Annotated in this window: 12 protein-coding genes and 1 tRNA gene; all 13 read left to right on the top strand. The window is 74.4% G+C overall.

The window, feature by feature from the left end; all coding sequences use genetic code 11:
• The first annotated feature begins 58 nt into the window (after window positions 1-58).
• The 13 genes from glpR (at window position 59) to ACFY93_RS12155 (ending at window position 12,530) form a co-directional block, all read left to right on the top strand.
• A complete protein-coding gene (glpR, locus tag ACFY93_RS12215; RefSeq protein WP_391356683.1) occupies window positions 59-1,405 on the top strand; it encodes a gephyrin-like molybdotransferase receptor GlpR in 1,347 nt (448 codons plus the stop codon).
• Between the two features lie 84 nt (window positions 1,406-1,489).
• Window positions 1,490-1,563 (top strand) — tRNA-Ala (locus tag ACFY93_RS12210).
• Window positions 1,564-2,206: 643 nt separating this feature from the next.
• Window positions 2,207-2,386 (top strand): hypothetical protein, encoded by a 180-nt coding sequence (locus ACFY93_RS12205; RefSeq protein WP_391356681.1) that lies wholly within the window; start codon window positions 2,207-2,209, stop codon window positions 2,384-2,386.
• Between the two features lie 173 nt (window positions 2,387-2,559).
• Window positions 2,560-3,573 (top strand): DUF6879 family protein, encoded by a 1,014-nt coding sequence (locus tag ACFY93_RS12200; RefSeq protein WP_391356678.1) that lies wholly within the window; start codon window positions 2,560-2,562, stop codon window positions 3,571-3,573.
• An 89-nt stretch (window positions 3,574-3,662) separates the two neighbouring features.
• Window positions 3,663-3,932, top strand: coding sequence for a phosphopantetheine-binding protein (locus ACFY93_RS12195; RefSeq protein WP_391356676.1), 270 nt, complete (start codon window positions 3,663-3,665; stop codon window positions 3,930-3,932).
• 34 nt (window positions 3,933-3,966) lie between these two features.
• Entirely contained in the window at window positions 3,967-5,253 is a 1,287-nt protein-coding gene (locus ACFY93_RS12190; RefSeq protein WP_391356674.1) for a beta-ketoacyl synthase N-terminal-like domain-containing protein, read from the top strand.
• A complete protein-coding gene (locus ACFY93_RS12185; protein ID WP_391356672.1) occupies window positions 5,250-6,458 on the top strand; it encodes a beta-ketoacyl synthase N-terminal-like domain-containing protein in 1,209 nt (402 codons plus the stop codon). Before ACFY93_RS12190 ends, ACFY93_RS12185 begins: the two co-directional genes overlap by 4 nt.
• Window positions 6,455-7,525, top strand: coding sequence for a beta-ketoacyl synthase N-terminal-like domain-containing protein (locus tag ACFY93_RS12180; protein WP_391356670.1), 1,071 nt, complete (start codon window positions 6,455-6,457; stop codon window positions 7,523-7,525). Before ACFY93_RS12185 ends, ACFY93_RS12180 begins: the two co-directional genes overlap by 4 nt.
• On the top strand, window positions 7,522-8,412 hold the full coding sequence (locus ACFY93_RS12175; protein ID WP_391356668.1) for an alpha/beta fold hydrolase: 891 nt from the start codon (window positions 7,522-7,524) through the stop codon (window positions 8,410-8,412). The genes ACFY93_RS12180 and ACFY93_RS12175 overlap by 4 nt, the downstream gene beginning before the upstream one ends.
• The gene (locus ACFY93_RS12170; protein WP_391356665.1) at window positions 8,409-9,383 is read left to right on the top strand and encodes an acyl-CoA thioesterase; all 975 of its coding nucleotides are present in this window, start codon (window positions 8,409-8,411) and stop codon (window positions 9,381-9,383) included. The genes ACFY93_RS12175 and ACFY93_RS12170 overlap by 4 nt, the downstream gene beginning before the upstream one ends.
• Complete coding sequence (locus ACFY93_RS12165; RefSeq protein WP_391356662.1) at window positions 9,380-10,615, top strand: beta-ketoacyl synthase N-terminal-like domain-containing protein; 1,236 nt, start codon at window positions 9,380-9,382, stop codon at window positions 10,613-10,615. The genes ACFY93_RS12170 and ACFY93_RS12165 overlap by 4 nt, the downstream gene beginning before the upstream one ends.
• A complete protein-coding gene (locus tag ACFY93_RS12160) occupies window positions 10,612-11,721 on the top strand; it encodes a beta-ketoacyl synthase N-terminal-like domain-containing protein (protein WP_391356661.1) in 1,110 nt (369 codons plus the stop codon). Before ACFY93_RS12165 ends, ACFY93_RS12160 begins: the two co-directional genes overlap by 4 nt.
• Entirely contained in the window at window positions 11,715-12,530 is an 816-nt protein-coding gene (locus tag ACFY93_RS12155; RefSeq protein ID WP_391356659.1) for an SDR family oxidoreductase, read from the top strand. The genes ACFY93_RS12160 and ACFY93_RS12155 overlap by 7 nt, the downstream gene beginning before the upstream one ends.
• The last annotated feature ends 25 nt before the right edge of the window (window positions 12,531-12,555 follow it).

Here is a 12,555-nt window from a genome sequence, read left to right as displayed (position 1 = left end):
GCGACACACCGGCCCAATTGGCAGATGGCCTCACGCAAACCCCTCTACCGTGTGAGGCGTGAGCAGCAGCGGCCTCATCTACGCAGTCATCGTCGGGGCCTGGGCCGCCTACTTGGTGCCGATGTGGCTCCGTAGGCAGGACGAGCTGAACGAAGCCCGTCCGACGGAACGCTTCAGCACCGCCATCCGGCTGCTGTCCGGACGGGCGGGGATGGAGCGCCGGTACGCCAAGGACCTGCGGGCGCGCTCCACCGACGAGGCGGAGCCCAGCGCCGACCCGGACGCCGTCACCGACTCGGTGGACGTCCGGGCCTTCGCCGTGCCCCCGACCGTCCGGCAGCCGCAGGAGCGGCGCCGCCCCGAGACGCACGCCCAGGAGCAGCACCGGCCACAGCTCCAGGCCCGCGTCCGGGACCGGGCGCAGGCCCAGCCCTACGACCAGCGGGAGCGCACCACCGCGCCGGAGCACACGGCCGGCGGCGAGCGGGCACCCATGTCCCGGTCCCAGGGCACTGTCCAGCAAGGCGCCCAGCCCGCCGGACAGGTGCCGCACCAGTCCGCCGGACCCGCCGCACGCCCGTCCGCCCGCCCCGCGGGCAGGCGGATCCCGGCGGCGCGGCGCCCCTCCTCGGCGGAGGCCGCAGCACGCGCCCGGCGCACGAGGGTGCTCGCGCGCCGGCGGCGTACGACCGTCGTCCTCTTCCTGGCCTTCACCGTGGGCGCGATCGTGGCGGCCGTCGGCGGGCTCGCCTTCCTGTGGGCGCCCGGCGTCCCCGCGGTGCTGCTCAGCTTGTACATCGTGTACCTGCGCGTCCAGGAGCGGCGGCGCTTCACCTACGTGATGGACCGGCGCCGGGCGGAGGCCGCCGCGCAGCGTCTGCGGGAGCGCCAGCCGCGCCGCCGCCCCCCGCTCGATCCCGGAGCCGACGAGCCCGAGGACGGTCCCGAACCGGAGACCGATCCCGGTCTGTCCGCGCTGGCCGCCGACCGGCGTGCGCTGGTCGAGCAGACCGACCACGCCGAGTGGGTCGACCAGCAGCGCGAGCGGCGCCGCGGACCCGGCCAGGGCGACAGCTGGGACCCGGTCCCGGTGCCGCTGCCGACGTACGTGACGGCGCCCGTCGCCCCCCGGGCCACCCCGAGCGTCGACCTCCAGGCGCCCGACGCGTGGAGCTCCGCGCGCTCCAGCGCCGCCGAGCCGAGCGGACGGCAGGAGGCGGCCGAGGAGGCCCCCGGCCCCGCGTCCGCCTCGGCGGAGCCGGGCGAGGAGCGGCCGGACTCCGCCGACGACGGGCGCTGCGACGCACGGCGTGCCGCCTCCGCCCGCCGGGCCCGCGAGCGGGGCCGCACTCCGCTCTTCGACCAGTACGAGGACGGCGGACGGCCCCGCGCCGCCAACGAGTGAAGCCCCGGTGGACGCCCCGGCTGACCAGCCGGGAACGGATTTCCAAGCATCCGGACCGGGATGCTAGAGTTTCTCTCGTTGCAAGGGCCTGTGGCGCAGTCCGGTAGCGCACCTCGTTCGCATCGAGGGGGCCAGGGGTTCGAATCCCCTCAGGTCCACTGCAATTGAGAACCCCGTCGGATTCATCCGGCGGGGTTCTCGCGTGTCCGGGCCCGCGTCCATGTCCGGGCCTGGACACGGTCCGGCTCGGTGCCCCTGCCGGCCGCAGCCGGGCCCCGCACACGGGCCCCGCACGGAACCACGCGCGGGGGCCATGCGGGCGGCCTCTCCCCGGCTCTCCGCGGCCTCCCCGGCTCCACAGGGCCGCCCACGGGCCACCCGAGGGACGCTCCAGGCCTGCCCAAGCGCCCGCCCGGTGCCCGACCGAGCCCCCGGATGCGGCCACCTCCCGGTCGGGCGCCCCGCGTTGGCATCATGCTGCACGTCGTTCCCGGCCGTCGGCGGCCCGGAACGACGTGCGACGGTCGCCGAAGCGCGGCCGTCTTCCTCGGCTGTTGATTTTCCCGGGCGCCTCGTCAGGGAGAACCCGCTGATCAGCGAGGTGCGGGCGCCGTCCGGGGCGGCGGGCGGAGAAAAACGGCGGCCCGCATTCCGCTGTCAGTACGTTGCCAGCGCAGCACCCTGCATTCTTATTGCCTGGTGAATGGCGGACCCCCTCGGCGAGGATCAGGGCATCGGGACGGCGGGGAGCCGCCCGGAGATTCACAGGGGAATTTGTAATTCCGAGGGGGAATTCTTTTCATGAGCACGACTCTGCTGCGCGCCGCCGTCGTCACTCTTGGCCTTGTCGCCACCGCCGCCGTCGGTGTGGTGAACACGCCGGCCGCCTCCGCGGCCACGACCGCGACGACCGTTCAGGCGCAGGACCCGATCTGGGGCGACACTCCCGACGGCGTCACCGGTGACCCGATCTGGGGATGACTTCTGGCCACTTCTGAGGCCTCCTGACTGAAAAGGGCCCGTTCCTTCGGAACGGGCCCTTCCTTACTGTGCGGTTCAATCACATGTTCGTTGCGGAATCGTTTCTTACTGAACATAATGACCGCAGTTCAGGTGCGCCACGGGGGGTGCGTCACGGGGGCGAGGGAGCGTTCATGCTGGAACCGCTGGGGTTGGGTGCCCATGCGGCCGAGGTCTACCGCGCGATGCTCAAACGGCCCGATTACGGGGTCGAGGACCTCGTGAGCACCCTGGGGTGGCAGCCCGAGGTGGTCCGCTCCGCGCTCGACGAATGCGTACGGCTCGCCCTCGTCAAACCGTCCTGGGACGAACCGGGGCAGCTTCGGGTGGTGAGTCCCGAGATCGGCCTCCAGGCACTTCTCTCCCGGCAGGAGAACGAATTCCTGGAACGGCAGAAGCGCATTGCCGAAGCCCGGATCGAAGTGGCCCGTTTCGTCGACGAGTACACCGCCGCACAGCAGCGGCTGCGCAGTACCGTGATCGAACGGATCATGGGCCTCGACGATATCCGTTCACGCATTGAGGAATTCACTCAGGAATGCGAGACGGAGTTGCTCACCTTCGCCACCGGAGGACCGCAGACCGAGGCCAGCCGGCGGGCCAGCCGCCCGCTCTGCGAGGAACTCGCCCAGCGCGGGGTGGTCATGCGGAGCGTCTATCTCGACAGCGTCCACAACGATCCCGGGACCGTCGACCATCTGCGCTGGCTGCACCGGCACGGCGACCAGGTGCGCACCACCGCGTCGCTGCCCTCCCGGATGCTGCTGTTCGACCGCACCCACGCCGTCCTGCCCATCGACCCCGACGCCTCCGCCGCCGGGGCCCTCGTGCTGCGCGGCCAGGGAGTCATCGCCGTCCTGTGCGAACTCTTCGACCGGGTCTGGGAGTGCGCCATCCCGTTCAGCGGAGGCAGGCCGCAGCCCCGGGACCGCGGGGAGGAGGAGCTGTCCGGGCAGGAGCAGGCCGTCCTGCGGCTGCTCGGCGAGGGGCTCACCGACGAGGTCGTCGCCCGCAAGCTGGGCGTCTCCGTGCGCACCGGGCGCCGGATCACCGCCGAGCTGATGGGCCGGCTCGGCGCCCGCAGCCGGTTCCAGGCGGGCCTGCGGGCCGCTCAGCTCGGCTGGCTGTCCGGATCAGAAACCGTATAGGCCGGGTATAGCAGCCGAATCCACTCTCGATCCAACGCATGGATGGCGGAGTCGCCCGACTCCGATACCGATCCCTCATTGGAGTCGAGATGCCCAACGCGAACGTGACGACCGTACTTGACGCTGCCCGCAAGCAGGAGATCAAGGAGATCGTCTGCGACATTCTCGAGATCGACGAGGACGAGGTCACCGAGACCAGCCTCTTCAAGGAGCAGCACGACGCCGACTCGCTGCGCGCCATCGAGATCCTCGCCGCGCTCGAGCGCACCCAGAAGGTGACCATCGACCAGGCCGAACTCAGCCGCATGGTCAACCTGGAGGGCGTCTACGTCGTGGTGTCCGAAGCCGCACAGAACTGATCTGCCGTCCCGACCGTCAGATGGGTGAGCTTCGATGAACGCTTCGATCAACACAGCCGCGCGAGGTCACGGCGGGGCAGCGGGCCCGCGCCCCGGGGCCGCCGGACGCCGCGTGGTCATCACCGGGCTCGGCGTGATCACCAGCATCGGCATCGGCGTGGAGGCCTTCGCAGCCGGCCTGCGCGCCGGACGCGGCGGCGTCAAGCCGATCACCGCGTTCGACACGACCGGGTTCGCCCACGCCAACGGCTGTGAGGTCACCGACTTCGAGCCGGAGCGCTGGATCACCCGGCAGCGACCGGAGGAACTGGGCCGCGCCAGCCAGTTCTCGGTGGCCGCCGCCAGGATGGCGGTCGAGGACGCGGGCCTGACCGCGGACGACGTGCGGGCCCGCCGCTCCCTGGTGTCCGTCGGCACCACGGACGGCGAGTCCCGCGACCTCGACCAGCTCGTCGCCGCGGGCCTGGACAGCGGGCCCGAGGAGTACGACCCGGCCGTCGCACGCCGCATCCCCGCCGGACGCCTGTCGGCCGGCATCGTCCGCGAGCTGGAGCTCGAGGACGTGGAGGCCGTGACGATCCCGACCGCGTGCGCGGCGGGCAACTACGCGGTCGGCTACGGCTACGACGCGCTGCGCAGCGGGGACGTCGACATCGCCCTGTGCGGTGGCGCCGACGCCGCCTGCCGCAAGACGTTCACCGGGTTCTACCGGCTCGGCACCATCGCACCCGAGGTGTGCCGGCCCTTCGACAAGGACCGCGAGGGCATCCTCACCGGCGAGGGAGCGGGCATCCTCCTCATGGAGAGCCTCGACTCCGCGCTCGCCCGGGGCGCCCGCATCTACGCCGAGGTCCTCGGCTACGGTCTCGCCTGCGACGCCCTGCACCCGGTGGCCCCGGACCGCGACAGCATCGCGCGGACCATTCGCATCGCGCACCGCAACGCCGGGATCACTCCGGACCAGGTCGACTTCGTGTCCGCGCACGGCACCGGCACCAAGGCCAACGACATCACCGAGGCGGGCGCCATCCGCCAGGTGTTCGGCGAGGACGCCATGCCGCGCACCGTGTCCATCAAGTCGATGATCGGCCACAGCATGGGCGCGGCCAGCGCGGTCTCCGCCGCGGCGTGCGCGCTCGCGATCACCGAGGGCTTCATCCCGCCGACGGTCAACCACCGGGAGACCGACCCCGAGTGCGGCGTCGACTGCGTGCCCAACGTGGCCGTGGAGACGGAACTGAACGTCGTGCAGAACAACGCCCTCGCCTTCGGCGGCAACAACGCCGTCCTCATCCTCGGGGCCTACCGGAGCGCGGCATGACCTGGATCGTGACCGGAATGGGCGCCGTCGCCAGCGTGGGCGACAGCGTCGACGAGATCTTCTCCTCCCTCACCGCCGGCCGCAGCGGCCTCGCACCGCTGCGCGGCTACGACCGCGACAGCTTCCGCGCGCAGGTGGCGTACGAGATCGACGACCGCCCGGCGCCGGGCGTCGACGTCCCGCTGCGGGCCACCCGCTGGCTGGAGCGTGCCGTCGCGGCGGCCGCCGCGGACGCCGGGCTCGGCGACGACCTGTCCGGGGTGCCGGTGCTGGTCGGCACCACTCTGCGCGAACTGCGCTCGGTGGAACTGTCCTGGCGGGACGGCGTCCCGTTCGAGGCGGCCGACCTGCACTTCGGCACCATGCTGCGGCGCCGCTTCAACGCCGCCGACACGCACACCGTCGCCAACGCCTGCTCGGCCTCGCTCTACACCCTGGCCCTCGCCACCGACCTGCTCGACCTGGGCGCGGCGGACACCGTCGTCGTCGCCGGGGTCGACACGATCACCGAGAGCACCTACGGGCTGCTCGACCGCTGCTATCCCGAAGCCCCCGACCGGGTCCGGCCGTTCGACCGGGCCCGGCGCGGAATGCTGCAGGGCGAGGGCGCGGTCGCCGTCGTCCTGCGCAGGGAGCAGGACGGGCCCGGCACCGGGGAACGCGTCCACGCGCGGGTACGGGGCGTCGCCGTCAACTGCGACGCGTCCCACCCGTCGGCGCCCGACGCGAAGAACATCGCCGCCGCCGTCCGGGAGGCCCACCAGCGGGCCGGCGTACGGGCGGCCGACATCGACCTGGTGATGCTGCACGGCACCGGGACCCCGCTCAACGACGAGGCCGAGTCGACGGCGCTCGGCGCGGTCTTCGGAGGGGTCACGCCCTCCCCGTACATGACCGCGATCAAGTCGATGACCGGGCACACGGCCGGTGCCTCCGGGCTGCACAGCCTGGTCGCCGCCGTCGACGTGCTGCGCACCGGGACCGTGCCGCCGACCGTGTACCTGGACGACCCGGTGGACGCGGTGGCGGACTTCCGGCTGGTGCGGGGGGCCGCCGAGCAGTCGGCGCAGCCGCTGCGGCTCGCACAGATCGACTCCTTCGGCTTCGGCGGGCTCAACGCGGTCGCCGTCGTCGAACACGTCGGGCCGGACGCCGGGTTCACGCCCGGCGGCGGCGCACGACACGGGGAAGGAGCGGACCAGTGAGCACCACGGGGACGGCGGACGCCGTCATCACCGGGCTGGGCACCGCCGTACGGGGCCTCGACGGACCGGCCGGGCTGCTCGGGCCGCTGCCCGACGGCCACCGGTCGGCGGACGACCCCGTCGCACGGCTCACCGGGCGCGGGCTGCGCTACAAGGACCGGGCCACCAAGCTCGCCATGGCCGCCGCCAAGGACGCCCTCGACGCGGCCGGACTCGTCGACGCGGCCGGGGACCCGACCGTGCCCGGCGAGAGCACCGGCGTGGTGGCGAGCACCAACTACGGCAACGCCGACACGGTGTGCGAGACGGTGCGCACCATCGCGGACTCCACCTATCTGGCGACCAGCCCGATGCTGCTGCCCGCCACCTCCAGCAACGTGGTCGCCTCCTGGCTCGCCATCACCCACGGGCTGCGCGGCGCCAACCTGACCCTCTGCAACGGGCCGACGTCCGGTCTCGACGCGGTCCACTGGGCCCGGCTGCTCATCGCCGCCGGCCGGGTGGAACGCGTCCTCGTCACCGGCGTCGAACCGGACAACCCCGCCGTACGCCACGTCACCGGGACCCCGGACGCGCGGACGGACGACGACGGTGTGCCGGCGCTCTTCGACGGCGCGGTCGCGCTCGTCGTGGAGTCCGCCGCCTCCGCCGAGGCCCGGGGCGCGCGGCCGCTGGCCGCCGTCGGGCCGTACGCCCGCAGGGCCGACCACGCCGCCGCCGTCGCCGAGGTGCGGGAGTCGCACCCCGGGCCGGTCGGTCTGTGGTGCGTGCCCGAGCACCCCGACGGGGTGCGCGCCCCGGCGCCCGCCCTGGGCGCGGCGTCCGGCACGGCACCGGTGCACGACCTGTCCGCGCTGTACGGCCCCTCGTCGGGCGCGCTGGGAGTGCTCCAGTGCGCGGCGGCCACGGTCTGGCTGGACGGCGCCGCCGGGAACACCGCAGCGGCCGGCGACATGGTGCTGGTCAGCGCAGGCACCGGCGACGCCGGCGGCGACGACGCGGGCGCCGCTCTGCTCCTGACCGCTCCGGGCGCCGGTACGCCCGGCCGGGCGGGCGGTGCGCGATGACGACGACCGTACCCGGCGCGCGGCCCCGCGCCGGGGCCGCCGACGGGCGGCGGGCCCGCGTCCGGCTGCGGCGCGGCGCACGCGGGGACGGGGAGCCGGTGCGGCTGCTCACGCTGCACGGCCTGGCCGGCAGCGCGTCCGTGTGGCACGCCTACGAGTCCCTGGCACCGGCCGGTGTCGAAGTGTGGGAGGCGGTGCTGCCCTGGAGCGCCGAGGGCGACCCCGCGTGGAGTCTGCGCGACGACCCGGCGGACCACGTCGAGGACGCGCTGGACGGCGTCCCCGGCGGCGCCGACGTGATCGCCGTGCACTCCTTCACCGCCGGACCGGCCCTGGAGGCGCTCGCCCGCCGGGGCCCCGGCCGCCGACCGGGCGCCGCCGTGGTCGTCGCGCCCTTCCACCGGCGCGGCACCGGCGCGTTCACCTGGGACGACGCCACGTACTACCTGGGCGGCTTCCACCGCATCCTGGAGGAGGGCCTGCGGGTCAGCGCGGGCGACCGGCTGGCACCCGAGCTGCGGGCCGCGATGGCCCTGCGGGTGCGGGACCGGATCGGCCCGTACGGCTGGCAGCAGTTCTTCGGCGCCTACCTGCGCAGCCCCTTCCTCGACGTCGCCGCGCTGCGGCTGCCGGTGCTCGTCGTCGCCGGGGCCGAGGACTTCGCGGCGCCCCCGGACGACGCCCGGGCCCTGGCCGACGCGCTGCCCGGCGGCCGGCTGCGGCTCTTCGACGACTGCGGCCACTTCGCCATGGCGGAGCAGCCGCGGCGCTTCGCGGACGCCGTGCACGGACTGCTGCACGAGACCTTCCCCGGCCGCCTCGGCGCGCCCGCCTCCGCGGACCCTCTCCACCCTTCCGTCCATCCCTACGCACCGGAGTTGACGTGACCACGAACACCATCGACACCGAGGCCGCGGTCCTCGCTCTGCGGGAGCCCAGCACCCTGGAGATCCGCCCCCGCTACGAGGGCTCCAACATCTGCACCTGGATCGGCTTCAAGCACGTCAACTACCTCGTGGAGGAGGCCGTCCTCAACCATCTCAGGACGGCCGGCCTCGCACCGGGCACGGTCTACGAGGTCTACGGCCTGTGCACGGACATCGTCGACATCGACACCCGCATCCTGCACGCCTTCCACATCGACGACACGGCCGTCGCCGAGGTCGAGCCGCACCGCAGGGCCAAGGACGGCGAGCTCCTCTTCGCCGTCACCCTGCGGGTGGAGCGCGAGACCGTGCTCAAGGCCGTCACCTCCACCGTCCGGGTCCAGCTGCGCCTCGACCCGCGCGGCGGAGGCGAGCTGCCCGTGCCCGCCGCGCTCGCGCCGTTCGCCGTCGACCGGCTCGCCGCCAAGCCCGGCTGGACGCCCGAGCCGCTGGACGTGAACGCCGACGCCGACGACCTGGTGAAGGAGCTGACGGCCGGACGCAACGCGTACGCCTGGAAGTTCCGCATCCCGTACTGGTACTGCCACTTCACCGAGCGCCAGCAGATGTCCGGCTATCTGCGGCTGATGGAGGAGGCCAAGGACCGGCTCGTCGCCGACCGGGGCGTCTCCATCAAGACCCTCCTCGACGAGCAGAACTGGATCCCGGTCGTCCCGCACTCGCGGATCACGGTCCTCGACGAGGCGCGCATGGAGGAGGACCTGTACGTCGTCCTCACCGTCGAGAGCGTCTTCAAGGGGTTCACCTACGACTCCCGCATGGACACCTACGTCGTCCGCGACGGCGAGCTCGTGCAGACCGCGACCGGCCGGATCACCCACGGCTACGCGGTCATCGAGAACCGCCGCGACTGGAGCCTGGTCTCCTTCGACGACCGGATGAACGCGGCCCTGGAGGGCCGGACGGCATGAGGTCCGAGGTCGAGGTCGTCATCACCGGGATCGGCGCCGTCACCTGCCACGGCGCCGGAACCGGCACGCTGTGGCAGGCCATGACGGCCGCCGGGACCCGGCTGCCCGACCGGCCGGCGGACCCGCTGGCCCGGATGGAGCTGCCGCTGATCAGCCTGGTGCCCGACCCCGACCTCACGGCGGAGCGGGCGATCCGCTTCGCCTCGCTCGCCGCGGCGGAGGCCCTGTCCGACGCCGCACTCGACACCGCGTCGCTCGCCGGCGCCCGCACCGCGGTCGTCATGGGCAGCTGCATGGGCGAACCCGGCGCCAACGAACGGGGGCGGGGCGCCGGCGACGGCTGGGCACCGCCCTTCCGGCTCGCCTCGGCGCTCGCCGGGCGGCTCGGCCTGTTCGCCACCGTCCACGACATCGGCAACGCCTGCGCGGCCGGGGGCTACGCCCTCGGCATCGCGGCCGACCTGGTGCGCGCGGGCGAGGCGGACGTGGTGATCGCGGGCGGCTCGGACGCGTACTCCCGGGTCGCGCTCGGCTGCTTCAACCGGCTCGGCGCGGTCGACCCCGAGCGCTGCCGGCCCTTCGCACGCGACCGAGCCGGCACGGTCTTCGCCGAGGGCGCGGGCGTCCTCGTCGTCGAGTCGGCCGCGCACGCGCGGGCCCGCGGCGCGCTGGGGCCGTCCGGTGCGGCGCTGCGCCTGACCGGCGCCGCGTGGAGCTGCGACGCGGACCACCCGACGGCCCCGCAGGCCGACGGCGAGCAGATCGTCCGCGCCATGCGGGAGGCGCTGGCCGGGGCGGGAAGCAGGGACGGGGACCGGGCGGGCGACGTGACCGGAGACGGGGCCGCGGACACCGTGGGCTGCGTCGTCCCGCACGGCACCGGCACCCGGCTCAACGACGTCCTGGAGAGCCGGGCCCTGCACCAGGTCCTCGGCCCCGGCGCCGACCGCGTCCCCCTCTACAGCCTCAAGGCACTCCTCGGACACGCGGGCGGCGCCTCGGCGGCGCTCGGCGCGGTCGCGGCGGCGCTGATCCTGCGCCACGGCGAAATCCCGCCCAACGTCCCGCTCGGCGAGCAGGACCCCGAGTGCCGGGTCCTGCTGCACCGGGGCGCCCCCGTGCCGCTGCCGGAACGCGGCCGGCGGGTGCTCGTCAACGCGTACGGCTTCGGCGGCAGCAACGCCTCGCTGGTCCTGGAGGGCGGCGCGGCGGCAGGAGGTGAGCGGAGGTGAACGCGGCCTTGACGGTGACGGAACTCGCCGTGACGGGCGTCGGGGTGGTCTCCCCGTGGGGCGACGACCCCGACGCCGCCGCGGCGGGCGGCGGAGCGGCGATGACCGGGGCCGACGGCTGGTTCGACCACCGCGAACGGCTCGGCCGGCGCGGTTACAAGTACCTGCCCGCCGCCGCCCAGTACGCGCTCGCCGCGGCCCGCGCCGCCGTCGCCGACGGCGGACGGCCCGACGCCGTGCCCGCCGACCGGCGCGGACTGGTGCTGGCCACCGGCGCGGGACTCGCCGGACTCTTCGACGCCATGGACGCGACCGTCGCCGAGGACGGCGGGGCGGCGCTGCTGTCGCCCGCCACCGCCCCCTACTTCGCCGTCAACGTCCTCGGCAACCGGCTCGCCGCCGAACTCGGCCTGAAGGGCTTCGCGCTGACCATGGCGGCCGTCCGCACGGCCGCCGCCGACGCCCTGTCCACCGGCGCCCTCGCCCTCGCGGCGGGCCGCTGCGACACGCTCGTCCTGGCGGCGGCCGAGGAACCGCTGCCCCCGTCCCGCGGCGGCGGCGGCGAACAGGGCGCCGTCGCCCTCACCCTGGAACCCCTCGCCGCGGCCCGCTCACTCGGCGCCCGGGTGCGCGCCGCGGTACGGGCCCGCTCCCTGTTCCTGCCGCCGGACTCCCTGCGCGGCGCGGCCGGCCGGGAGCGCGCCGCCGCGCACGTGGCGCAGGCGCTCGACGGCCTCTTCGCGTCGGGGCACGAACCCGCCGCCGTGCACGTGGACCTGGACCTCGACGCGTCCGCCGTGTCCGAGGCGGTGGCCCTCGCCACCGCCGGTGTCCCGGCCCTCACCGGAGCGCGGGTCACCGCCGAGCGGCCGGTCGCGGCCGCGCAGCCGGTCGGCGCGGGCGGCCCGGCCGCCGCCGGACCGGACGAACGGCCGCCGGGGGAGCCCCGCGTCGGCTGCCTCGGACCCGCCCTGGCCGTCGCCCGCGCCGTCACCGCGCCGCCCGGGCCCGACCGGCTCGTCGTCTGCGCCACCGGAGCGGGTCACGCCGCCCTTGTCCGCATCTCGCCCGTACCGGCCGACCACACAGGAGCCACCACATGCTGAAGTCACTCGAGGGGAGCTGGTGCCTGGTCCTCGGGGCGTCCAGCGGCATCGGCCGGGCCATCGCCCTGGGACTCGCCGCCGAGGGCGTGAACATCGCCGGCGTGCACTTCGACACGGCGGCGCGGGCCGAGGAGGTGGCCGAGCTCACCGAACGGATCGGCGCGCTCGGCGTCCAGACCCGCTTCTTCAACGTCAACGCCGCCTCCAAGGCGACCAGGGCCGAACTCGTCCCGCAACTCGCCGAGATGACCGGCGCCACCGGCGGCATCCGCATCCTCGTGCACTCGCTGGCCTTCGGCAGCCTCGTCCCGTACCTGCCGCGCGAGGGCTGGGACAAGCGGCTCACCGCACGGCAGCTCGCGATGACCCTCGACGTGATGGCGCACAGCCTCGTCCACTGGACCCAGGACCTCGTCGACGCGGGCCTGCTGCGCGCCGGTTCCAAGGTGTACGCGATGACCAGCGCCGGTACCTCCCAGCACCTGCCGAGCTACGGCGCCGTGTCGGCCGCGAAGAGCGCGCTGGAGTCCCACGTCCGCCAGCTCGCCTGCGAACTCGCCACCAGCGGCGTGGCGGTGAACGCGCTCAGGGCGGGCACCACCGTCACCCCCGCCCTGGAACGCATCCCCGAGCACGCCGGCTACATCGAGCGCGCCGCCGAGAACAACCCGCACGGCCGGCTCACCCGCCCCGACGACGTCGCCGAGGCCGTCGCCCTGCTCTCCCGCACCGACTCCTCCTGGCTGACCGGCAACACCATCGGCGTCGACGGCGCCGAACTGCACGCCGCCGCCGGTGCCTGGGGCTGACCCGCCCCGGCCGACGGCCCCCGTA

The organism is Streptomyces sp. NPDC008313 (assembly GCF_042956125.1).
In the GTDB taxonomy this organism is placed as follows: domain Bacteria; phylum Actinomycetota; class Actinomycetes; order Streptomycetales; family Streptomycetaceae; genus Streptomyces.
This window is presented reverse-complemented; position numbering and strand designations above follow the sequence as displayed.

What these genes read in the sequence shown, in the direction of transcription:
- ACFY93_RS12205 (WP_391356681.1), top strand. Translation starts at nt 2,207, where the DNA reads ATGAGCACGACTCTGCTGCGCGCCGCCGTCGTCACTCTTGGCCTTGTC.
- ACFY93_RS12165 (WP_391356662.1), top strand. Translation starts at nt 9,380, where the DNA reads ATGAGGTCCGAGGTCGAGGTCGTCATCACCGGGATCGGCGCCGTCACC.
- ACFY93_RS12190 (WP_391356674.1), top strand. Translation starts at nt 3,967, where the DNA reads ATGAACGCTTCGATCAACACAGCCGCGCGAGGTCACGGCGGGGCAGCG.
- ACFY93_RS12175 (WP_391356668.1), top strand. Translation starts at nt 7,522, where the DNA reads ATGACGACGACCGTACCCGGCGCGCGGCCCCGCGCCGGGGCCGCCGAC.
- ACFY93_RS12200 (WP_391356678.1), top strand. Translation starts at nt 2,560, where the DNA reads ATGCTGGAACCGCTGGGGTTGGGTGCCCATGCGGCCGAGGTCTACCGC.
- ACFY93_RS12195 (WP_391356676.1), top strand. Translation starts at nt 3,663, where the DNA reads ATGCCCAACGCGAACGTGACGACCGTACTTGACGCTGCCCGCAAGCAG.
- ACFY93_RS12155 (WP_391356659.1), top strand. Translation starts at nt 11,715, where the DNA reads ATGCTGAAGTCACTCGAGGGGAGCTGGTGCCTGGTCCTCGGGGCGTCC.
- ACFY93_RS12185 (WP_391356672.1), top strand. Translation starts at nt 5,250, where the DNA reads ATGACCTGGATCGTGACCGGAATGGGCGCCGTCGCCAGCGTGGGCGAC.